The organism is Corynebacterium sp. KPL1986, assembly GCF_000477975.1.
Classification (GTDB): domain Bacteria; phylum Actinomycetota; class Actinomycetes; order Mycobacteriales; family Mycobacteriaceae; genus Corynebacterium; species Corynebacterium accolens.
The window spans coordinates 1,865,992-1,887,241 of record NZ_KI515719.1; the positions used below are offsets into that span (position 1 = coordinate 1,865,992).

Annotated in this window: 15 protein-coding genes and 4 pseudogenes; 7 read left to right on the plus strand and 12 right to left on the minus strand. The window is 59.0% G+C overall.

Annotated features, from left to right (window positions below):
• The 4 genes and pseudogenes from HMPREF1287_RS08555 to HMPREF1287_RS08570 all read right to left on the minus strand — a co-directional run.
• The gene (locus HMPREF1287_RS08555; RefSeq protein WP_133065271.1) at positions 1-1,158 is read right to left on the minus strand and encodes a restriction endonuclease subunit S; all 1,158 of its coding nucleotides are present in this window, start codon (positions 1,156-1,158) and stop codon (positions 1-3) included.
• Positions 1,151-3,748, minus strand: coding sequence for a type I restriction-modification system subunit M (locus HMPREF1287_RS08560; RefSeq protein ID WP_023016438.1), 2,598 nt, complete (start codon positions 3,746-3,748; stop codon positions 1,151-1,153). Before HMPREF1287_RS08560 ends, HMPREF1287_RS08555 begins: the two co-directional genes overlap by 8 nt.
• Before the next feature lie 594 nt (positions 3,749-4,342).
• Positions 4,343-5,491: a hypothetical protein gene (locus HMPREF1287_RS08565; RefSeq protein WP_018121658.1), complete on the minus strand. Its 1,149-nt coding sequence runs from the start codon at positions 5,489-5,491 to the stop codon at positions 4,343-4,345.
• Between the two features lie 81 nt (positions 5,492-5,572).
• Positions 5,573-5,905, minus strand: a pseudogene (locus HMPREF1287_RS08570) (transposase); the annotation flags it as partial.
• Between the two features lie 1,117 nt (positions 5,906-7,022).
• Between HMPREF1287_RS08570 and HMPREF1287_RS08580 the strand changes: the two are divergent.
• On the plus strand, positions 7,023-7,757 hold the full coding sequence (locus HMPREF1287_RS08580) for a hypothetical protein (protein ID WP_225746187.1): 735 nt from the start codon (positions 7,023-7,025) through the stop codon (positions 7,755-7,757).
• A 29-nt stretch (positions 7,758-7,786) separates the two neighbouring features.
• A complete protein-coding gene (locus tag HMPREF1287_RS08585) occupies positions 7,787-9,517 on the plus strand; it encodes a hypothetical protein (protein WP_156905086.1) in 1,731 nt (576 codons plus the stop codon).
• A gap of 548 nt (positions 9,518-10,065) precedes the next feature.
• Here the strand turns inward: HMPREF1287_RS08585 and HMPREF1287_RS12465 are convergent.
• The 7 genes and pseudogenes from HMPREF1287_RS12465 to HMPREF1287_RS08615 all read right to left on the minus strand — a co-directional run bounded on the left by HMPREF1287_RS12465 (position 10,066) and on the right by HMPREF1287_RS08615 (position 16,466).
• Positions 10,066-10,188 carry a VOC family protein gene (locus HMPREF1287_RS12465; protein ID WP_005276107.1) on the minus strand — a complete coding sequence of 41 codons (123 nt, stop codon included), beginning with the start codon at positions 10,186-10,188 and terminating at the stop codon, positions 10,066-10,068.
• 65 nt (positions 10,189-10,253) lie between these two features.
• Positions 10,254-10,964, minus strand: a pseudogene (locus tag HMPREF1287_RS08590) (IS6 family transposase).
• A gap of 267 nt (positions 10,965-11,231) precedes the next feature.
• Complete coding sequence (locus tag HMPREF1287_RS08595; protein WP_023016443.1) at positions 11,232-11,846, minus strand: YdhK family protein; 615 nt, start codon at positions 11,844-11,846, stop codon at positions 11,232-11,234.
• Positions 11,847-11,893: 47 nt separating this feature from the next.
• Entirely contained in the window at positions 11,894-14,128 is a 2,235-nt protein-coding gene (locus tag HMPREF1287_RS08600) for a copper-translocating P-type ATPase (protein WP_023016444.1), read from the minus strand.
• Positions 14,129-14,179: 51 nt separating this feature from the next.
• Positions 14,180-14,506, minus strand: coding sequence for a heavy-metal-associated domain-containing protein (locus HMPREF1287_RS08605; RefSeq protein ID WP_023016445.1), 327 nt, complete (start codon positions 14,504-14,506; stop codon positions 14,180-14,182).
• A 113-nt stretch (positions 14,507-14,619) separates the two neighbouring features.
• Positions 14,620-15,747, minus strand: a complete 1,128-nt coding sequence (locus HMPREF1287_RS08610; protein ID WP_005280523.1) for a cell wall metabolism sensor histidine kinase WalK — start codon at positions 15,745-15,747, stop codon at positions 14,620-14,622.
• Positions 15,744-16,466 carry a response regulator transcription factor gene (locus HMPREF1287_RS08615; protein WP_023016446.1) on the minus strand — a complete coding sequence of 241 codons (723 nt, stop codon included), beginning with the start codon at positions 16,464-16,466 and terminating at the stop codon, positions 15,744-15,746. The genes HMPREF1287_RS08610 and HMPREF1287_RS08615 overlap by 4 nt, the downstream gene beginning before the upstream one ends.
• 404 nt (positions 16,467-16,870) lie before the next feature.
• Between HMPREF1287_RS08615 and HMPREF1287_RS08620 the strand changes: the two genes are divergently transcribed.
• From HMPREF1287_RS08620 to HMPREF1287_RS12865, 5 genes and pseudogenes are all read left to right on the plus strand, one after another.
• Positions 16,871-17,446: a CueP family metal-binding protein gene (locus HMPREF1287_RS08620; RefSeq protein ID WP_023016447.1), complete on the plus strand. Its 576-nt coding sequence runs from the start codon at positions 16,871-16,873 to the stop codon at positions 17,444-17,446.
• Positions 17,447-17,517: 71 nt separating this feature from the next.
• A pseudogene (locus HMPREF1287_RS08625) lies at positions 17,518-19,000 on the plus strand (multicopper oxidase domain-containing protein).
• A gap of 72 nt (positions 19,001-19,072) precedes the next feature.
• Positions 19,073-19,271, plus strand: a pseudogene (locus tag HMPREF1287_RS12855) (hypothetical protein).
• A gap of 178 nt (positions 19,272-19,449) precedes the next feature.
• Positions 19,450-20,118, plus strand: a complete 669-nt coding sequence (locus HMPREF1287_RS12860; RefSeq protein WP_023016450.1) for a DDE-type integrase/transposase/recombinase — start codon at positions 19,450-19,452, stop codon at positions 20,116-20,118.
• Positions 20,119-20,129: 11 nt separating this feature from the next.
• Positions 20,130-20,357 carry an integrase core domain-containing protein gene (locus tag HMPREF1287_RS12865; protein WP_023016451.1) on the plus strand — a complete coding sequence of 76 codons (228 nt, stop codon included), beginning with the start codon at positions 20,130-20,132 and terminating at the stop codon, positions 20,355-20,357.
• A gap of 289 nt (positions 20,358-20,646) precedes the next feature.
• On the opposite strand, the gene HMPREF1287_RS08635 is transcribed toward HMPREF1287_RS12865, so the two are convergent.
• Positions 20,647-21,228: an LURP-one-related/scramblase family protein gene (locus tag HMPREF1287_RS08635; protein WP_023016452.1), complete on the minus strand. Its 582-nt coding sequence runs from the start codon at positions 21,226-21,228 to the stop codon at positions 20,647-20,649.
• Between the last annotated feature and the right edge of the window lie 22 nt (positions 21,229-21,250).

The window sequence follows — 21,250 nt, forward strand, 5'->3', positions numbered from 1 at the left end:
TTAGATGAACATCCGTTGCAGCAGCGCCGCCTTGGCCTGCTTAAGGGACTCGATGTACTTGGCCTCGGTAGCAATGAGCGTGTCCAGCCGTGTAAACACCGCACCGATGGCCTGCTGTTCTTCGAGGGTTGGTGGGAACAAAAAATGCATCTTCGCAAACATCCCGCCCGTAATTTGGTTGATGGTGGCACCCATTGATTTCGCAACTTGAGACTCGAAGAGTTCAGTATCGAATAGGGCGCTCATGAAATGAGGCTGTTTGCTTCGAATACCAGTCATGAATGCACCGATGACCGTCGGCGGAAGTTCCCCCCTCACCAACGCATGCTTTCCGATAAGAGCGCGGGAGCCGTTTCGGACGACCATAATAATGTCGTTTGGCTTGACATTTTGTACGTTCACGACGCCGGAGCGGACATACACACAATCATCAAAGGCAAGCGTAGCGTCTTTCACATTGCTTGACCGAAGTACCAGAGTGCCCCCATTCTTCACAACATCGCCTGGTGAATAGGTCAGCCCACTGAAATATTCAACGTGATCATTCAACGAGCTTTCTTTCCACTCACCGTCGAAGCCATCCAGCCGCAGCTCCGGCACCGTCTGGCCCTCCTGCGGGAACATCCGCTGCATGAGCGCAGTCTTGGCCTGCTGCAGAGCTTGGTGCTTCTTGGTGTGCTGGTTGATGGCATCGTCGAGGTTGGTGAAGATAGCGCCGATGGCCTGCTGTTCTTCGAGAGTGTGCGGAATGGAGATATCTGCGCTGTTGATGGTCTGGCTAGTCAGACTAGGTAACCCGGTTGCAGTATTCTTCGCCATCCAATCGACTTGCAATACTGATGCGTAGAAGAACGCTAGGTCAGTCTCTTGGTTCGGAACAACGTAGAACAACGTGTCAACAGTCCAGAAGGGAGCTTTCAGGATGTATGGCTTGCTGATGGTGCCCTTTCGACCGATGCCTACGGCGTCCTCATCGTGAGAAAGAGCTTGGTCCACTGACACCATGTAGCCACCGGTCCCGTAGACGGGAATACAACCTTCCCCCAGATGCTTGTAGTCACGACCGTTGTGGAGAGCTGAGACTGCACCAATACTGGTCGTCTTCCACGCACCGTCGAACCCCTCCAGGCGCAGTGCGGGCACGTTGCGGCTACGCATCGCGACCACCGCCCAGCAGCTCCTGGAGTGCAGCCAGGGCCTGCATGTCGGCGGCGTTGCCGGTAAGCCCGCTCAGTAGGCCTGCCAGCTCTTGCTCCGTCTCGCGAACCTGCACGTCGAGGTCGGTCAGCGCGACGGCGTACTTGTCGTGCAGCGCCTGTACGCGGGCTGAAAGACCAGCGAGCACATGACCAGGGATTTCGCGCAGGTCACCCATAAGTGCAGTAATCCACTTGGCGGTGAGCACCTCATCCACCTGCACGTCGGTAAGCGCTTCGATGGTCGCGTGGGTGTCTTTCTCCAGCTGCTCTTGCGCAGTCTTGAGGTTCTTCTTGAGTTGGTCCCGCTGGGCGATGAGCGCCTTGGCGCTGAGCATGGCAGCCTCGGTGCTGCCCTCCGGCCAGGTCTCGCCCTTGGCCAGCTTCGGCAGGTCCTTGATGGCCTTGTTTAGCTCGGTCTTCTTGAAGGCATCCTGTTTGTCGTTAAGTACCTCGGCCAGATCGGTCTTGTCGTCTTCGCTTAAGTCCTCGACGAGCTGCGTCAGCTCAGATACAGCTGTGTCCACGTCGCGACTTAGCTGCGTTACCTGGTCCTTCTGCTGCGGCAGGTAGAAGGTCTGCACCAACTCGTTGGGAGCAACGCGCCCGTCCCATCCGACCTGGACATAGACCTTCTTCTTTTCTTTGGTCTTCCACTCCATCACGGGGTCATTGACCCGCACGGCATCGAGGCCTTCGGTCTGGATGATCTCCAGGTCACCGGCGGTTTTGACCCAGCTGTCATGTAGTACCTGGTAGCCCTCGTAGGCATCGACCAATGGCACGCGATCGAGGCGGTCGAACAGGTTGGCCTTGAGCTGGTCCTCGGTGGTAGTAATAGGCACGGTAGCTGCGCCATCCACCAGCAGCGCGTGCAGTTTCTCCGGCAGGTCGGATAGTACAGCGCCAACCTGGTCACGAAGTGCCTGGGCTGCAGGGTGCTGGTCGATCGTCTCGCGTAGGTTGGTCGTTTTCAGCTCCGCGTAGCCTTCTGTCTTCTCGGTGAACAGTGCCTCCCGCAGCCCCGGCAGGGCGGTCCAGTAGTGCTCCAGGGTGTCAATTTCGCTGGTGGGAATGCCGCCGTGCATAGTGGCGTACAGGTCTACAGACTCAGGCGGCAGGGTGGCAGAGACGTAGCGTGGGATGTTCAGGTTGTGGTCGTTGGCGCGAATCTCGTCGCGGGTCACTACCCTAGCGAAGTGCGGCACGTCCACGCGGTTGTGAACGGCATCGACGATGCGTTGGATGTCACGGGCGCGCAGGTGGTTGTACTTGCCCTGCTTGATGAAGCCCTGGGAGGCATCGATGAACAGCACGTCATCGCGGTCACGTTCTTGCTTGAGCACCATGATGACGGTCGCGATACCGGTGCCGTAGAAGATGTTGGAAGGCAGGCCGATAATGGCATCGATGTGGTTGGCTTCGATGAGATTGCGACGGATGTCGGCCTCCGAGCCACCACGGAACAGTACGCCGTGCGGCAGGACGACGGTGAGGATGCCATCAGGCTTAACGTGGAACAGCTCATGCAACATGAAGGCGTAGTCGGCCTTGGTCTTGGGCGCTAGACCAAACCGTGCGAAGCGCGGGTCAGCCTCGTTGCCTTCGGGTTCCCACTTTTGGGAGTAGGGCGGGTTGGAGACTACTGCGTCCACATAGAGCGGCTTGTAGGTCTGCACCGGGTCGGCCTCGTCGAACATCGGCCAGTCATGGGCCAAGCTGTCACCGTTGCGGGCGACGATGTTGTCCGCCTTCACGCCGCGCATGACCAGGTTCATACGAGTGAGGTTGTAGGTGTTCTCGCGCAGCTCCTGGGCGAAGTACTTAATACGGTCTGGGTCACCCATGCGCTTGGCGACGGCATGGCCGATGTTAAGCAGCAGGGAGCCAGAGCCGGAGGTCGGGTCGTAAATCTGAATCTCGTCGCGGCCCTTGAGGTGGTCAGCGACGATGTTGCTCATGATGAGAGAGACCTCATGCGGGGTGTAGAACTCGCCTGCCTTTTTGCCCGCGTTGGCCGCGAACTTCTCGATGAGGTACTCGTAGATGTAGCCCAGCACGTCATAGCCCTGCTTGCCATCAGTGGGGATGTCATCGATAAGGTCCAGTAGCTTCTTGATGGCAGAGGTACGGGCAGCGTCGGTTGTACCCAACTTCGACAGGCTGGTGTCCAGGGTGTTAAGGATGCCGTCGAAGACGTGCTTGCGCTCCGGGGCGATGTTGCGCTTGAAGGTAGCCAGACCCTCACGCACGTGAGCGATGGAGAAGTCGTTATCCAAGTCTCGCCACGTCGAGTACAGGTTCTCGTAGGTGAGGAAGTAGCCCAAGTTGTTACGCACCAGGGCCACGGTGTCAGTGTCGGTCTCAACAAGCGTATCTGGCAGGTCTTCCGGTTCAGCGTCGTTATTGAGCATGAACTGCTCTACTTGGTCGGACAAGAACTTATAGAAGATGAAGCCGAGGATGTAGTCCTTGTACTCATTGGCCTCAATCTTGGAGCGCATATTGTTGGCCGACTCCCAGATGAGGGAGGCAAGTTCTTGTTTGTTCACGGGGTAACTTTCTTCACTAAGGCATTAACTACATGGCTCGATTGTGTACACTGAGTGCTTCGGCAGGTCTTTTGGCTCTGAAATTACAGCCACGGGATGTCCGAAATAGTGTGCCATTATTGTGACTGTTTCACAATTAGCGAATTGACGATTGTGGACAGCGGGGGTTAGTTTTTCCAGACGATTTTGACTCGCGTGGGGTCGAATCGTTTGTTTCCGGCCGTTCCGGGAAGGATGTGGATCTCCATCATCAGCTGCGCAAGCCGTCACTTATCCTCCACCGAGGCTTTATTCCACCACTGGCGGAAGTCCACATCCTCGTTGGGTAACGAGCACATCGCCTACTGCTGGCGGGAGATTAAAAAGGCGCAGTCAGCGGGCATGGAGGTGCGGGTCCATTGGGTTCGCAGCCACAGCGACCATGTTCTCAACGCGTTTGCGGACCACGCGGCGGTTAATGCTCGACGCTGCAAGCAGTGGGGGATACGAAAAAGCGTCTAAGCAAGTTCCGGTGGCGGATTCAAAAGGACCTGCGCGCGGCGCCCGAAGACATGGACGTGTGAAGTTTTGGTATGCCCTGACTGCCAAAGTGCTTTAAGAACGCCACTTATCAGCTGGACGATCTAGGAGTTGCGTGGCTTTTAGTCGTTTCACTCGGTCTGGGTTGATAGCGAGAAAATTTCCGGCCATCTTGAGATTTGGGCTGTATCCCTTGAATGAAAGTTTGCTCGAGGACTCCAGCTCTGGCCACATTCCGGCGGATTGAACGATAAGTTCGGGGTTCGCGCGTCGTTTACTCCAAAGCTCATTGGCATAGCGGAGAACTGAATGACAATACTGTGCGGTAGATTCAGTCAATCCGCTCAGGATCGTGTGAGCTGGTTGCATAAGGAGGAGGTCTTGGATTCCTTTTCGGGCAGTTCGGTACATCGATTCGCTTTCTGCCCACCCTGGTTGTAGATAAAAGGGTCGAATGACTGATTCACCCGGATTTTGATGGGGACCTTTCGTATGAGCGGTCCAGTTGACGAATGGGGCGCGGTGAACAATTGTGCTGCGATATTGCCTAAGCCAGGGGAGCCAATCTTCTGGACCATGCCTTTGCCAGTCTAGGAATAGTCCTAAGAGGTTGTTTTGTTCTTGTCTCCCGGCAGTTCCGACGTCGGCAAAAATTCCTGGGCGAAGTGTGTTGCCGGATTTCCCGTTTTTGTGAGCTTTGGCTGCGATATCTAAGATTCTGCCGCAGTCGGTATGGAGGAGTTTTTCTTTGAACCCGCCGACTGCGACTGTGACTGCTGCGAGCCGGTCTAGTGCTTGTGCGAGTGAGATGAGTGAATGGTCTTTAAATACGTGGAGCAGCTCGTTGTTTGGTGAATGAAAGACCGTGCTCAACTCTGGCGGAATTGGATCCCTCGCGCTACGGTCAGAGTTCTGGACATGGGCAATTTTCATATTCTGAGAGAGTTCGAGTTCTCTGAATTTTTCATTGCACAATGCGCTGGTGGACAGTGCTGTTTCGACACCGCTGATTGATGATAGGAGATACTCGCCGATTAGCGCGGAGTGCTTCCAATTGATTTGATCGGTCATCCATCCGATACCTGCCTTGTCCTCGTCGAGGTCGTTGAGGACGCTGTTGTACAACACTTGAGAGGCTCTTTTGGCGGCTTCGATGTGTGGTTTAGTCATGTTTCTATCAAACATCATTAGTTGAAGACGCGTCGCAGAAACGATGTCCTGCATAGACCTTAGGTCAAGTCCTGGGAAGTGGTGTATCTGGCTTTCGAGTATGTGGTTAGTTTCGGGGGCGGGGTTGGGTAAGCATTAGGCGGCGATCTCCTTGTCGTCGGTGGGAGTGTCGTCGACGAGGTTGGCAGCGATGATCTTCTTGGTCTGGGTCAGGCTTGTTAGCGATATGTAGCGTTTTTGCTGGATCCACTCATCGTGTTGTTTCGCAAGGACGGCCCCGACCGGCCGGATGACGGCTTCACGGTGTGGGAAGATCCCGACGACGTCGGTGCGACGTCGGATTTCTCGGTTGAGCCGTTCGGTGGGGTTATTGGACCAGGTCTTGGTCCATACCGGTTTCGGTGCGGTAGTAAAAGCTAACAGCTCATCGAGTGATTCCTCTAGGTAGTCGGCCACGTGAGGAAGCTTCTGCCCACAGAACTCTACATGCGGTATGGCAAACCTGCCTCAAGATGACGCGGGTGAAGTTGATCGGTGGTGGAAACTCAGACAAATGCGCAGGTAATTGAATGATTTGTTTTGTACCGGTTGGAGCCGGTAATCTATAAAAGCCCATGACGGGCCACGCTTTGACGTGAAGGTACACAACCCACACAGGGTTACTGATTTGAAGTGACTTTAATGTCACTACTGACCAGATTTTTTCTGGCTGGCGCAGGCGTTTGTCTGTGTTCTCGTGGCACACCCGTGTCGCGAGTCGGTAGCTGTGTGAAGGAGGGTTGATGGAAATTCCGTCAGCGCATTTTGGCCGTAAGGCCCATCGGGTAGTGCCCGACGACGCGATTGTGCGCGTCGAATTACGCTTGCCTGCGCCATTCGTGGCGAAGCTTTCTACTGAGTCAGCGAAGCGCGGGTGCTCCATGTCGCATGTGATGACGCAGTGGCTTTCCGAAGCAGGTCGCTTCCGTGGTGATGATAGTCAGGGTGCAGGGGGTGCATCTGTGACCTAAGACTGCTTATCGGACAAATCCGAAAACAAATTCAGGGCCCGATCCTGCACGATCGCGCCCTGTGGTCGCCGACGTTCTACCAAAACGTTGAGCGAAAGAATCCAATCACTTCACTTGGAGTTACATGAATGGAGATGCGTCTATTTTGTCATGCCTAAAAATATTTAGCAATTGTGCCTGCCGATCCAACGTTTTAAGTATGTGGGCGGTGAGCGCGCGTGGGTAGATTTACGGCTCTTGCAGCAGCAACGCCCGTTCTCGAGAGGCCCACTTCCAGGGACTATGTGCCCGGGGAGGTGTCGACAGTCTCGGTGATTGGTCAGGCGTCGCCGTCGCGGGTGCGCAGGTTGACTCGGCGTACGCTGCCGGATGAGGATCGTTATTTGCGGCTACGGGAGGTGGGAATCCACCGCCCGGCGGGGCCTCTGCGGAGTGAGGCTATCGCCCGAGCAGCGCTTGTCCAAGCTCATACGCGTGTTCTTGATGAAATTGCTGATGCTAAGGCGGCGCGGGTTGTAGCGCGGTACCTGTACGATGAGGCACTCGTGTGTGGCGTTGTTGACGAGGAGCGGGCGTTGACGCGTCCCGCTGTCGATCGGTGGCTTTTCCGTGATGATATTTTTAGTCGCAGGTCGCAGCGCACTTATCGCACGATTCTCTATGCTGCAGGCCGGACGTTGTATCCTCACGAATTTCCTGAACCGCATCGTCAACGAGGACCGCGGCGCAAAGCCGTTCCGGCGGCGGAGCTTTCGCTGGAGGCTGAGCTGTACGCCGTCGCTGCGAACCTTCGACCAATGTTGCGGGCGCAGTTGCTGACGATTTTGGATCTCACCACTGGGGCAGGCCTGTCGTCCCAGGAGATCCGGCAGCTACGCGGCAGCGACGTTTCTCCACTAGAGCTGCCCGAGCACACGGCAGTCCAGATCGCGGTGCGAAAACGGGGTGTAGTCTCTCGCGTGGTGCCTGTCGTGTGTCCCGTTCGCGGTCACCGGCTTTTGACGCGGGCACGCGATGTCGGTAACGGATATGTTTTTCCTATTGTTGGCGATTCCATGCCTCGAAACGCCGTCTGCCACGTGTCGGAAGAGCTCGTTGAGCTGGGGTTTCCTGGATTTAATGCTGCTGCGCTGCGGAATCGTTGGGTGGTAAAACTGGCCTCTGACCCGGGGGTGCCGGCTGCGATGCTGATGAAAATGGCGGGCATTGCTGATCTGCGTGTTCTCCATGATCTGGAGGCGGACCTGCCGCGGTATACACCGGAAGACGAAGCAAAAGCTTTGCTGCGATCTGAGGGGGAGTACCTCTGATGACAGTAGTAATGCAAGAGCAGAGAGTGATGATTTCCCCCGATTATGTGGAAAGTTGCGCTGCGGTTATTGAAAAATCGGGTGCGCACCAAATGATCGACTTTTATTTTCGCCAGGACCGTGGCGTGGGCGGACGGAAATCCTCCGGCCCGCGATATTCAATGTTGGGCGTGCTCACTGTGGGTTTGGCTTTGATTGGGATTCGTCGTGTGCCCTCGATGGCGGAGATCTGGCGCACCCTATGGACCCTAGAGCCTGCTCAGCAGGCCCGGCTCGACCTAGACCTTTCCTGCGGCGAGGGCACCTACAGGGCGTTTGCCATGTGGCTGACCCGGAGGCTTGAGCCGCTTGATTCACTGCCTGATGCTCCTGCGCGTCGTGTGAAAAATAGGGATCACCGTCGAATGCTGGCCGCACGCTCAATCGAGCAAGAACAGGCCTCCGAGGTTGCGTCCGAGAGGCTCCATCAAGTCGTCAACGCGCTGGTAGCAGGCTCAATCCATGAGCAAGCGCCCAAGGGATATCGCGGCGATATCGTCGCCGACGAGACCATCATCGACCTGGCAGGCCAGTCGACGGGACTAGGCAGTCGTGACACGAAACGCCGTGGCGCGGCCTACTCGGGTGGCTACTACATCAGGGATCGGGAGGATCATTCGTTGCATTCCGAGCTTGGCAATCGTCGCAGTACCAAAGGGGGCGTGGCCGTGGGTATTACTGCTGTATGTCGCGTCGGACCGCCACGAGCCGTGTACTCGGTCGCCCCGGTGATTACAGGAATTTCCATCGATAAGCCGAGCTCGGGCTCGGTGCAGGGATTGGCGCGAGCTATCCGATTTCATCAAGAAAACGGTTTTGACCAGCGCGTTCAACGTGGTCGTTTGCCGTTGTTGACCGTTGACATGGGCTATAACGCGAAAAGGTTTTTCAACGACGAATTGCTCGCTACAGGCTATGCGCCCGTGGTGCGCTATCCCAAAAATTGGCGAACAATTTTCGCATCTGACACCGCAGCTGGGGATGAACCTGCTAGTGGTCCTTTGCAAATCGCGGGCGAGTTTTATTGCCCTGCTGCACGCGACATTGCAGGCAACGGGAAGATCGTTCGCCGCACCATGGAACTGCTCGAGGAAGATGACGGTTTCGAGCGCCAGGATGCTCGGCTCGAAGCCCTTTTCCCGTTGATCATGGGGACGAATTCGAGGCCTTATCGTGCGCGTCAAGGTCGTGGTCGTCCTCGTAAGGATGAAGCCGATACCGAGCGGCCCGTGAAAATTGATTTGGTCTGCCCTGCAGTACAGGGGCGAGTGCGATGCCCACTCAAACCGGCTTCGATGACACTGGCATCCGAAGACGCCCCGGAGATTTCACCGAGCTGGTCTGCCGATCACTATAAGTGCTGCGCGCGGTCAAGTATCACACATACGTTCACCCCTGAGCAGTGGAAACGCGCTCAGTGGGGACTTGTCCCCGGCTCCTGGGAGCACGCCACTTATTATGAGGCGGCCCGCGCTATTACTGAGCAGCGTTTTTCGATCATGAAATCACCGCATGTCACCGGGATGGACTCTTTTAAGCGCGGTGTTCGGCGTGAACCGATGCTCTACATCACGCTCGCCTTATGGGTGGCCTCGACGAACCTTGCGATCCAAGAGTCATTCGAGCGGAAAACCGCAGGTCAAGACTCCATGACACGACGACTCCGCATGGTGCGTGAAGACACCGGCCGTGCCCTTGCCAAAGTCCCGCCCCGGACTTAATTGCCTGGGATTTGTTGTAAAACGCATGTTTTAATGCTCACCTGGCCTTTTCTAGGTGGGCATTTTTCATGTCCCCTCTTTGTGCTAGGCACTCTCGCCGACTGGTGAGGTGGCGATTCTAGGGGCGTATTTGTGCCACTAAGGGCGAGGGTGTGGGCGCAATTAATTCCCGGGAGATTTCATATCCACAGCTCGGGAGGCGCTTTTTGAAAAGCTGTGTTGAGCTGCCATCGTGAACATCACACAATGAGCAGTTGAACAAACTGCGAGACCGGAGGTAACAAACTCGAAAGGGTTCGTGACCTTCGGTTTCTTTGTTTTTCTGAACTTTGGCGGTTGAGGATTGCAAGTGTGGGAATTTACATCCTAACTCCCGCTCTCTTCTGTCGAACTCTTGTTTTCGATGGTGTCAACAAGTCATTTTGCTTGTTATTTTGATCTGACGTTCTGGCTTTAGCTCCCGCTTCGGGGCAATTGGAATCCTCCAACTGAGATGTTTTCCTTGGGCTGTTGGAGGATTTCCTAGTTGTTGAATCCCAATTTAAGAATTAAACGACTGGGCTGACGCGGAACAGGTTTCCATCAGGGTCGGCAACTACGAAGGTGCGGCCGAAGACGTCATCGTCGGGTGGCTGCACAATTTGGACTCCTTTTGATTGGTGCTGTTGCAAAGTTGGGCGGAGAGCAGCGAAGACTCAGTTTCTCATTCCCTGACGGCCGCTGCGTGTGGGCGTTGTTAGGCCGTCTCGAAGACCCGGTTGACGATCACCGCGTCCGGGTTCGGTTGCCCGTAGGCAAACATCGCGCCTAGCCCTTTCCGCAATGAGTGCATCGCCTCCATCCCTTTCAACGTCCGATATGCAGATGTCCGGTTCTTAAACGCGCCTTTTGGCCCGAGGATCCGCTTCAGCCGACCATGGTCGCCTTCCAGGATGTTGTTGAGGTATTTCACCTGCCGGTGTTCCACTGTTGGCGGGCAGATTCCCTCTGACTTCAACTCGGCGATTGCCCTGGCTAGGGAGGGTGATTTATCGGCGTTGATCACTCTGGGATACCCGGCTGACGCATTGGATCTGACGGCCTTGGCCAGGAAACACTTCGCTGCGGCCACGTTCCGATTCGAAGAGAGGTAAAACTCCAGGGTCTGGCCACCGGCGGTGATCGCCCGATAGAGGTAGCACCACCTGCCGCCGACGCGGATATAGGTCTCATCCACCCGCCAGGAACTAGCTTGCCAGTCAGGTACCTGCCGGTACCACCGTGTTTGCTTGTCCAGCTCAGGCGCGCATTTCTGGACCCAGCGGTAGATCCTGGTGTGATCGACCGGCACGCCCGGCTCGGTCATCATTTCCTCCAGATCGCGGTAGCTCACCCCGTAGCGGCAGTACCACCCACTGCCCACAGAATGATGTCACGGGGGGAAATGACGACCCGAGAAAATACCCATGGCTGTGATTAGTTCACGTCGCTCTTCCTACTGCCCCAACTTTGCAACAGCACCCAAAGCCCTGGAATGAACTCCTGTCACCAGGGTCATTCCAGGGCATATTTCCCTGACTAAGAGAAGCAGTGACACAGAAGGTCTACCTCAGCGTGGGCCCTGTGGGCGTGCAGGTTCCGTGTGTGGCTGGTGTGCTGCGGCATGGTCGGCAGCGATTGATGATCGACTCTGGAGTGGGTGCCTTGTCTGGTCTCGCGGTTCAGGGTGGGTGGACTATTCGGCGGGTTGGATCTCGCTCTCGGTGACCCACTTGTGGTTGGTCATCGTCATCCCGTCGACGGTGAGATCAACCATGTAGACCGTCTCCTCGGTGGAGTAATCGATGGTGGCCTCAGCACCCTTCATGCCGGACATGTGCTCGGCATCCAGGACAACGCTCGCCCCGTCGGGCAGGGGGGCCTGACCCGGATCGACGAGCTCCTCATGGACGACCCAGCGGTGGTCGGTAACCGGGGCTCCACCCTCGGCGGGGGTGTAGCTGACCGAATAGGTCGTGGTGTCAAACGCCCCGGAAATGGTGGCGGTGGCCCCGTCCATGCCGGGCATGTGGTCAGCGGTGAGGATGACCTCGGTGCCCACCGGGTACGTGGGATTCTCGGCCTCTTCAATGCCTGCCGGCGGTGCCCCGCCGTCGGCAGGGTGGTCGTGCCCGCCGTGCTCTTCGTCGGCAGTGGTGGTGTCTTCCTGGTGGGTCTCGTTGGTCTCTGCGGTTGCCGTCGTGGTGCTGGTGGTGTCGGCATCGTCGGAGTTGTCGGTGGCGTCGCTGCAGGCGGTCAGCGCCAGGGTGGAGGTCAGTACCAAGGCGGCGAGGGTAATGCTGCGTTTCATGAGCGTTCCTTTCAAAGGTGGTGTGAGTTAGGGGTCGAGAGACAAGGTCAGTCAGTAACGGTTACGGGGGATATCGACCCACTGTGTTCCTCCTTCCCGTCGGTCGGAGCCAGGTGAGCCGGCTCCAGATCAATGCGGCGCAACAGCTGGGCGTTCAGGGCCACCACGATGGTCGAGGCAGACATCAAGATCGCGCCCACGGCCGGGGACAGCACGAACCCGATCGAGGCGAGCACTCCGGCGGCCAGCGGCACGGCGAGGATGTTGTAGCCAGAGGCCCAGATCAGGTTCTGGATCATCTTGCGGTAGCTGGTCTGGGACAGCTCAATCATCGACAGCACTGCCCGCGGGTCATCACTGGCTAGGACCACCCCGGCAGATTCCATGGCCACATCCGTGCCGGCACCAATGGCGATACCGACGTCCGCGCGGGTCAGAGCGGGGGCGTCATTGACACCGTCACCGACCATGGCCACGCTCAAACCCCGGTCCTGCAGCTGCGTGACCTTGGTGTCTTTGTCCTGAGGCAGGACCTCGGCGAAGACTTCATCAATGCCTAAGTCCTGACCGACGGCGTGAGCCACCTGCTGGGCGTCGCCGGTGATCATCGCGACCTTCACCCCGCGTTCCTGCAGGGCTTTCACAGCGGCGCGGGATTCGGGGCGGATCTTGTCCTCGACGGCCACCGCACCGATGATCTGACCGTCGCGGACAATATGGAGCACACCGGCCCCACGCCCGGTCCAGGCGCTGGTGGTGTCGGTGAGCTCGGCCGGGGTGGTGAGGTTGAACTCGCGCAGCATGTTCGGCCCGCCCACGAGGATCTCAGCGCCATCGACAGTGGCCCGGACCCCCCGGCCGGAGGCGGCGTTGAAACCAGTTGCACGGATTTGCCGACGGGAGGCCTCGGGATGGGCGGCCGCGGCCGCCACGATGGCGCGGGCCACGGGGTGCTCGCTGTCGGCCTCCGCAGCGGCGGCCAGGGCCAGTAGCTCGTCCTCGGTGACGCCGACAGCTGCCGCGACACCGGTGACCGCGTGCGCACCCTCGGTCAGGGTGCCGGTTTTGTCGAAGAGCACCACGTCGATGGTGCGCATCCGCTCGAGCGCCATCCGGTCCTTGATGAGCACCCCGGATTTCGCGGCCCGCTCGCTGGAGATCGCAATGACCAGCGGAATCGCCAGGCCCAGGGCGTGCGGACAGGCGATGACCAGCACCGTAACCGTGCGCACCACGGCATCGTCCGGGCTGCCGATGATGGTCCACACCACCGCGGTGATCAGAGCGGAGATCAGCGCGAACCAGAACAACAACGCCGCCGCCCGATCCGCCAGGGCCTGGGCCCGGGAGGAGGACTCCTGGGCGTCGGCAACCATGCGTTGGATCCCGGCCAGGGCGGTGTCCCCGCCGGTAGCCTCCACCCGGATGCGGACGGTGTTGTCGGTGGCCACGGTACCGGCGACCACCTTGTCACCGGTGTCGCGGAAGACGGGACGGGATTCGCCGGTGATCATCGCCTCATCGAATTCGGCGGCTCCGTCGAGGATGGTTCCGTCGGCCGGCACCCGGGCACCGGCCCTCACCAGCACGACGTCGTCGACGACCAGCTCGGAGATGGTCACGGTGTGGGTGGTCCCGTCGATGACTTTCTCGGCCTCATCCGGCAACAGGGCGGCCAGTGCGTCAAGTGCGGAGGACGCGGCCCCGAGAGCGGACATCTCCAGCCAGTGGCCCAGCAGCATGATGGTCACCAGCAGAGCCAGCTCCCACCAGAAGTCCAGGTCGAAACCGCCCAGCCCCAGAGTGGTGACCCAGGAGGCGACAAACGCCACGGTGATGGCCATGGCGATCAGGAGCATCATCCCGGGTTGGCGGGATTTCAGTTCTTTCCATCCGCCCTTGAGGAAAGGCGTTCCGCCGTAGACGAAGATGATCGTGCCCAGCACCGGGGGGATCCAGGTGGATCCGGGGAATGCCGGGAGGTGGTAGCCGAGCAGGTGGGCGACCATGGGGCTGAAAATAACGACGGGAATGGACAGAATCAGCGACCACCAGAAGCGGTCCCGAAACATTGCGGTGCTGTGTCCGGCGTGTTCGCCGTGACCATGAACGTGGTGGTCTTCGTCCGGGGCGGAATGCGGGTGATCGTGGGGCATTGCCTGGCCGTGGGTGTCGGCATCTGCGTGGTGTTCGTGGCTGGCATGATCCGGGTGGTGGGTGTGGTCTGTTTCCGGAGCGGGGTGATCACCATGGTGATCACCCGAATGGTGGGAAGTGCTCATGACGTTCCTTTCGCTCAACCCGGTCGGGGTCGAGATGATGGGTAAAACTGATCAGGATAAGACGGTGTAGCCAGCCTCCTCGATGGCCCGGCGAACCATCTCCGGAGGTACGACACCGGTGACCGTGACGGTGGAAACTCCACCAGCAGCGAGATCAATCTGGACGTCGTCGACCTGGGGGAGGGCCTGAAGGGCCTGGGTCACGCTTTTCGCGCAGTGCCCGCAGGTCAGGCCGGTGACCTGGTATCTAGGGGAGGACCCTCCTGCTGCCGAGTCGCTGGCGGCAGGGATGGAGGCGGTGTCGGCACGTGAGGCAGGTCCGCAACAGCTGCAGCCGTGGGAGGCCATCGGCAAGAGGCGGGGCGGGGAGGGGATCATGGGAAAGCTCCTACGAGTCGGTGGGATGCGGCGATGCCACTCTCTAGCATATACCCCCCAGGGGTATATTTTCAATGGGTGGAGGGCGGGCTCTCACGCGGGGCAGGGTGTGGTCACCGAGCAGCCTCCTCACTGTCGGGAGGGGACAGCGGGAGGCGGAGGGCAAACACCGCTCCGCGACCGGGTCCGGGGGAGGTGGCGGTGAGAGTGCCGCCGTGGGCCTCGATCAATGCCTTGGAGATGGTCAGACCGATACCGGCCCCGGCGTCGTCCCGGCTGCGGGCGGCATCCCCCCGGTAGAAGCGTTCGAAGATGTGTCCGAGCTGGTCAGGTGGGATGCCCTCGCCGTCATCGGCGACGTGGATGAGCGCGGCGGACGCCCCCTGCCGGTGGACGCTGATCCGGACCTGCCCGCCGGCCGGGGTGTGCCGTAGCGCGTTCGACAGGAGATTGCTCATCACCTGGCCGAAGCGTTGCCGGTCCACGAGCACCCGGGCGGTGTCTGTAATGGTCTCGACCTGTAAATCGACGCCTTTGTCAGCATAAGCTTCCCCCGCGGCAGCAGCGGCGGTATGGAGCAGATCCCCGAGCCCTTCCTCCACCAGGTCCAAATCGATCCGGTGTTCCTGGGCCCGGGAGACATCGTCGATGTCTTCCATCAACCGGGTCAGGCGGGTGAGTTGGTCAGCCATGATCGTGTGGGTGGCATTATTCCAGTCCACGACCCCGTCCTGGAGACCATCGAGGTAGACCGTGAGCACCGATAAGGGGGTGCCCATTTCGTGGGCCAGATCAGAGAGCATCTGGCGACGGACCTGTTCGGTGTGTTCCAGCCGATCGGCCATGGTGTTGAAGGCATGCGCCAGGGTGGTGACCTCGGGGCCTGCTTTTCCGGCGGGCACGCGGATACGGGAGTTGCCGGCCGTCAGGCTGGTAGCGGCGCGGGTGAGATCCTGCAGGGGGGTGCGCAGACGACGCGATAACCACAGGCTGGCCAGCAGGGCGCTGATCAAGGCGGTGGGCAGGGCGACGGCCAGGGTGATCAGGTTGGCGCCCCGGTAGGCTTGCTCGGCATGGAACAGCTCCAGCGAGGGGTCCTCCCGGCCGGTCATCAACATATGATCATGGAACAGGGTCGGACCCACCATCGTGGCCACGGCCGCGGCCACCAGCAGGCTAATCACCACGACCAACACCTGGGCGGCCAGGAAGCGGAAGGTCAGGCCGGGTCCGTGATTCATGGCTGCTCCACCCGGTAGCCCACGCCACGCACGGTGTCGATAAACCCCCGGCCCTGGGTGTCGGTGCCGAGCTTGCGACGCAAGTTGCCGATGTGGACATCGACGATGCGTTCATCACCGACCCAGGTGGTGTCCCAGACCTCGGTGACCAGGTCGTGGCGGGTCAGCACCTGGCCGGGGCGCAGGGCCAGGGCAACCAGCAGCTCGAACTCCGTGCGGGTGAGCTCCACGGTCGTCTCCCCCACCCGCACCTGATGGGCGACGGGGTCAAGGATGAGGTCACCAACGATCAAGGGGGTGGTCACCTGCGGTGGGGTGGTGCTGGTGCGCGGGCGGCGCAGCACCGCATGCACCCGGGTCACCAGTTCCCGGATGCTAAAAGGTTTGGTGATGTAGTCATCCGCCCCCAGGGTCAAACCGCTGATCTTGTCGTCCTCGCTGCCACGCGCGGTGAGCATGAGGATGTAGCAGTCTGAGAAGGTGCGGATGCGTCGGCACACCTCCAGGCCGTCGAGTTCGGGCAGCCCCAGATCCAGGACCACGACATCGGGGGAAAAGCGACGGGTCTCGACCACGGCCTGGGTGCCGGTGTGCGCCTGGCGGGTATCGAAGCCGGCCCTGATGAGGTAGGAGGCCACCATCTGAGCCAGGGGTTGTTCATCATCGACGACCAGCACCCGCCCCGGGGGCGTGGCGGTGGTCGGTGTGCGGTCAGCCATAGGCCCCAGTATTGCTCCGGTCAGGGGGGAATACCACCCTCGCTCAGTGCCCGGCGGGGCAATCTTCATCAAATCTTCAAACATCACCCTTCGACTGCCGTCACCCTTGTGCCCCACCCCGGGCCGGCGGCATCGCCTCCCCTGGTCGGTTCAGCAGGCGCCACCAGGGATTTCACTGCCTGCACCGCATACCCGGGGCGGGTAGAAGGACATCGCCCACGGCTGTGGGGTGGTGTCCCGGTGGTGACCCAGCCCACCGAATCCACCCCCTTTTCGCCCTGCTATAAGGCTGTGAGCAGGGCTTTTGATTTCTAGTCCGTCAGGCACCCGTGCTAGATAAAGGTATGACATCGACCTTGAGGCGGTGTCTTCTCACGGTCTTACCACGATCCAAGGAGATTGACGTGAAACGAGCAGCGATCGCAGCCGCCGCCCTTGCCCTCGCCCTCACGGGGTGTTCGGCCGCCGACCCGGAACCCACCGCCGACGGGACGGTGTCCCGGGATACATTCCTGACTACCCATGGCCTGGCCGCCATGGACGCGGTGGAGATCATTGATCACCTCGACCGGCAGAAGGTCACTGAGCGTCCCACGGATCTGATCGCTTCAGTGCGTGCCGATGAACTGCTGCTCTCGAGCGATGACCAGGAAGTCGTGGTCGATCTTCCCGACAATCAGACGTATGTCTCGATCGCGCCCTATCTCACCTCCACCCACGACTGCTTCTACCACAGCCTCACGACCTGCCTGGGGGAACTCGACAATGAGGATATCCAGATCACGATCACCGATGAGGCGACCGGTGAGGTGCTGGTGGACGAGGCGACAACCACCTTCGACAACGGGTTTATTGGCTTCTGGCTTCCCGATGATGCCACCGGCCTGATTGAGGTCAGCTACCAGGGGCGTACCGGCACCGCGGAGTTTTCCACCGCCGACGATGGTGCCACCTGTGTCACAGACCTGCACCTGACGTGATGGCTCAGCAGGGTCCTCACCTGCGCCTGTCTCCCGTGTCACTGAAATCTAACACCAAGGAAGGTTAAATCATGATGAATGGATTTTCCCGACGACAGTTTCTGCTCGGCGGGCTCGTCCTCGCCGGCACCGGGGCCGTGGCCGCCTGCACCAGCGACCCTGGACCCGCTGCCTCGGCACCAGGTTCCTCTCTTCGCCCCACTCCCACCCCCACTGCGCTCGGTGAGCCGACGGTGCGCCGGACACTGACCGCCCGGCCCCTCTCTCTGGATATCGGCGGCATCGAAGCCAAGACGTGGGGATACGTCTCTGACACCGGGGATGCGGCCATTGAGGCCACCGCCGGCGACGTCCTCCAGGTCGATATCACCAATGAACTTCCTGAGAGCACCTCCATCCACTGGCATGGTATCGCACTCCACAACGCAGCCGACGGTGTGCCCGGCATGACCCAGGACCCCATTGAACCTGGCGAGTCTTTCTCCTATGTTTTTGAAGTCCCCCACAGTGGCACCTACTTCTACCATTCCCACTCCGGCCTGCAGCTTGATCGCGGCCTCCACGCCCCACTGATCGTCCGTGACCCGCAAGACGCTGAGGACCAGGACGTCGAGTGGACCATCGTGCTCGACGACTGGGTCGATGGCATTCAGGGCACTCCCGACGATGAGCTCGACAAGCTCACCGGAATGGGTTCAGGCGACCATAACGGGAAGAAGGGAATGGGAGGTCACGGCCAGATGATGCACGGCACCCCGGACCGGGTACTGGGCGGGGATGCTGGCGATGTGATGTATCCGCACTACCTCATCAACGGACGTATCCCCCGTGCTCACCGGACCTTCGAGGCTCGCCCGGGCGACAAGGCCCGCCTGCGGTTTATCAACTCCGGCGGTGACACCATCTTCAAGGTGGCCCTCGGTGGTCACCGCATGACCGTCACCCACACCGACGGCTTCCCCGTCCAGCCTCGGGAGACCGAATCGATCTACCTGTCGATGGGCGAGCGTGTCGACGTCGAGGTCATCCTCGGCGACGGCATCTTCCCGCTCACGGCTTTGGCGGTGGGTAAGGACGACCGCGCCTTCGCCGTCATCCGCACCGCCGGCGGCCAGGCCCCCCCACCCCGATGTCGACTTCCCCGAGTTGTCGTCCACCGGACTGCTTCTGTCCTCCCTGAAGCCAGCAGACCGTGCACTCCTGCCCGAGGACACACCAGACCGAGAAGTCAGTATCGACCTGGGCGGGCAGATGATGCCGTATGAATGGAGCATTCTCACCGACGGCCAATCCTCCTCCGCGACCGTGCAGGAGGGCCAGCGCCTGCGGATGGTCATGCGCAACAGAACCATGATGCCCCATCCCATGCACATCCACGGCCACACGTGGGCGCTGCCCGGCAGCGGCGGGCTACGCAAGGACACCGTCCTTCTCCGCCACGGTGAAACCATGATCGCCGACCTGATCGCTGACAACCCCGGTGAGTGGGCATTTCACTGCCATAACGCCTATCACCTGGAAACCGGGATGTTCAGCTCGCTTCGCTACGAGTAACCCCCACAGCAGGGTTGAGTGCCGAGGTGGGCGGGGGTGTCCCCCGAGTAGTGGACACGGCGTTGGTGTGAAGTGTCCCAGGTTTTGTTCCGTTTGAGTAGATGGGAAAATCTGGAATATGCCGAGAAAATTTGACCAGGATGCAAAGGATCGTGTGGTCCGTCTCGTGGAAGATCGCATCGTGGCGGAAAATATGTCGATGCACCCCGCGTGCCAGGCAGTAGCTCCAAAGCTGGGGGTTTCATGGCACACGGCTCGTCAATGGACTTAAGCCTGCCCGCCGTGCAGGAAACATCCCAGAACCTGTATCTGAAGATTTGGCCGCCGAAAATGCCAGGCTGCGCCGTGAAAATCAAGAGCTACGCGATACTAATGAGCTACTGAAGGCTGCCTCGGCTTTTTCGCCTCATGACTCGACCCGAAACGTTAAGAAATGATCCGGTTCATCGATGAAAACCGGAATCGTTTCACTGCCCGAGTTCATCTGCAAGACGTTGAAAAATAACCGGGCTGGTGGGTTTATCACCTCGCGTGGTTATCGCCAGTCCAAGGCTCGCGGGTTAAGTGCTCGTCGCCTTCGTGATACTGTTCTGGTTGAACGCATTAGTGCTGTTCATCGGGATAATTACGGTGTCTACGGTGTGCGGAAAATGTGGCATGCGCTTCGCCGTGACGGAATCGATATCGGTCGTGAACACGCTACCCGGCTGATGCGCCTGGCTGGCGTTTCTGGCAAAGGCAAAGGCGGATCACCAATCACAACCCGAAAAGCTAACGTGCCTGATTTGCGCCCGGACTTGGTCGAGCGTGAATTCAAAGCCCGGGGCCCGAACAAGCTGTGGGTGGCCGACATTACCTATGTACGGACACGAAAAGGATTCGTCTACACCGCGTTTGTCACCGACGTCTACTCCCGGCGGATCGTCGGGTGGGCGCTGTCAGATTCGATGCGGACCGAAGCTTTGCCGCTGCAAGCACTCAACCAAGCGACCCAAGTGTGCGAGGGAAACAACAGGTCTCATTCACCATTCAGATCACGGGTCGCAGTACGTCAGCGTTGTCTACAACCAGCGCCTTTCCCAGCATGGCATTGCCGCTTCCACTGGGACTGTCGGTGACTCCTACGACAATGCTCTGGCTGAAAACGTTAACGGCCCCTCATAAGAACGAGCTAATCCATACTCGCAGGTGGAATGACGTTGTAGAGGTAGAAATTGCGACATTCGAGTGGGTGTCATGGTGGAACGAGGTAAGGCTCCACCAAAGCCTGGGATACCGAACCCCGGCCGAGGTGGAAACCGAATTTTGGAAGAAAAACCCGCCACAGGCAATAATAGAAATCAAGGCAAATGCCTAGGAACAAAACTCGGGGCACTTCATTCCTTGGCGGAGTATGCAATGCCGTTCAGGTGGCTGCACTGCGAATCATCGTGGTGGGAACCGTACCTGATGGGGTGAAGCCCAAAGCCCTTTCTACGATGGGATCGATAAATAGCTCTGCAATGCTTATTGGATACATCATTGGGGCGCCAATCGTAAGTGCCATCGGCCCAGCCGCGGCACTGGCCGTATCCGGAATTGGAACCTCGGTGCTCACAGTAGGACCAGTCCTGAAACACCGTTTGCAACAATGACCATGTATTCACCTAGTTGCTATTTTTCTGCTTTTTCGTGCGCAGCATATCCATGCTCATTACGGCGCCGATGATGGCTGCGTGTTGTTGCTCGTTGAGGTCTGGCGCGATCCGCAGGAGATACGTGTTTTTACCCATGAAGTAGTTGCCCATGCCGGTCCACTTATTGGAGACATCGGCAAGCTGGCGATCCTGGGAGGTGATGGTGAGGTTCCAATCCCAGAAATCGCCGTGCACTTCGACGTCGGCAAAGCCCTCCATTGTTAATTTCATCTTGGTTTTGAACATGGAGAAGCGCTTGGTGATAACGGCCATGGGCTGTTCAATTCCCGGTAGGTGTACTTCGTAGGTATCCCGCAAAAAATTAGGCGGATCCGAGATCGTCATGACTGTTTGTTGGGGGTTGCCTTCGGCATCCGTGAGTGCGACCTCCAAGCTACGGGAGGGTTTAAACACCATTTCCTTAAGGCTGGTGGATTGCACGATGGTGCCCACTGGGGTCCCGTTGACATCAGAAATCATGAATCGATCCTTGAGGAGGGACTTGGTCTGGGAAATAACCAGCTCGTCGAGCGTGAATAATTTTTGCATCATGCCAGCCAATGTATTCCAACCG

What these genes read in the sequence shown, in the direction of transcription:
- HMPREF1287_RS08555 (WP_133065271.1), bottom strand. Translation starts at nt 1,158, where the DNA reads ATGCGTAGCCGCAACGTGCCCGCACTGCGCCTGGAGGGGTTCGACGGT.
- HMPREF1287_RS08565 (WP_018121658.1), bottom strand. Translation starts at nt 5,491, where the DNA reads ATGCAGGACATCGTTTCTGCGACGCGTCTTCAACTAATGATGTTTGAT.
- HMPREF1287_RS08585 (WP_156905086.1), top strand. Translation starts at nt 7,787, where the DNA reads ATGATTTCCCCCGATTATGTGGAAAGTTGCGCTGCGGTTATTGAAAAA.
- HMPREF1287_RS08595 (WP_023016443.1), bottom strand. Translation starts at nt 11,846, where the DNA reads ATGAAACGCAGCATTACCCTCGCCGCCTTGGTACTGACCTCCACCCTG.
- HMPREF1287_RS08600 (WP_023016444.1), bottom strand. Translation starts at nt 14,128, where the DNA reads ATGAGCACTTCCCACCATTCGGGTGATCACCATGGTGATCACCCCGCT.
- HMPREF1287_RS08605 (WP_023016445.1), bottom strand. Translation starts at nt 14,506, where the DNA reads ATGATCCCCTCCCCGCCCCGCCTCTTGCCGATGGCCTCCCACGGCTGC.
- HMPREF1287_RS08610 (WP_005280523.1), bottom strand. Translation starts at nt 15,747, where the DNA reads ATGAATCACGGACCCGGCCTGACCTTCCGCTTCCTGGCCGCCCAGGTG.
- HMPREF1287_RS08615 (WP_023016446.1), bottom strand. Translation starts at nt 16,466, where the DNA reads ATGGCTGACCGCACACCGACCACCGCCACGCCCCCGGGGCGGGTGCTG.
- HMPREF1287_RS12860 (WP_023016450.1), top strand. Translation starts at nt 19,450, where the DNA reads ATGAAAACCGGAATCGTTTCACTGCCCGAGTTCATCTGCAAGACGTTG.
- HMPREF1287_RS12865 (WP_023016451.1), top strand. Translation starts at nt 20,130, where the DNA reads ATGCTCTGGCTGAAAACGTTAACGGCCCCTCATAAGAACGAGCTAATC.
- HMPREF1287_RS08635 (WP_023016452.1), bottom strand. Translation starts at nt 21,228, where the DNA reads ATGATGCAAAAATTATTCACGCTCGACGAGCTGGTTATTTCCCAGACC.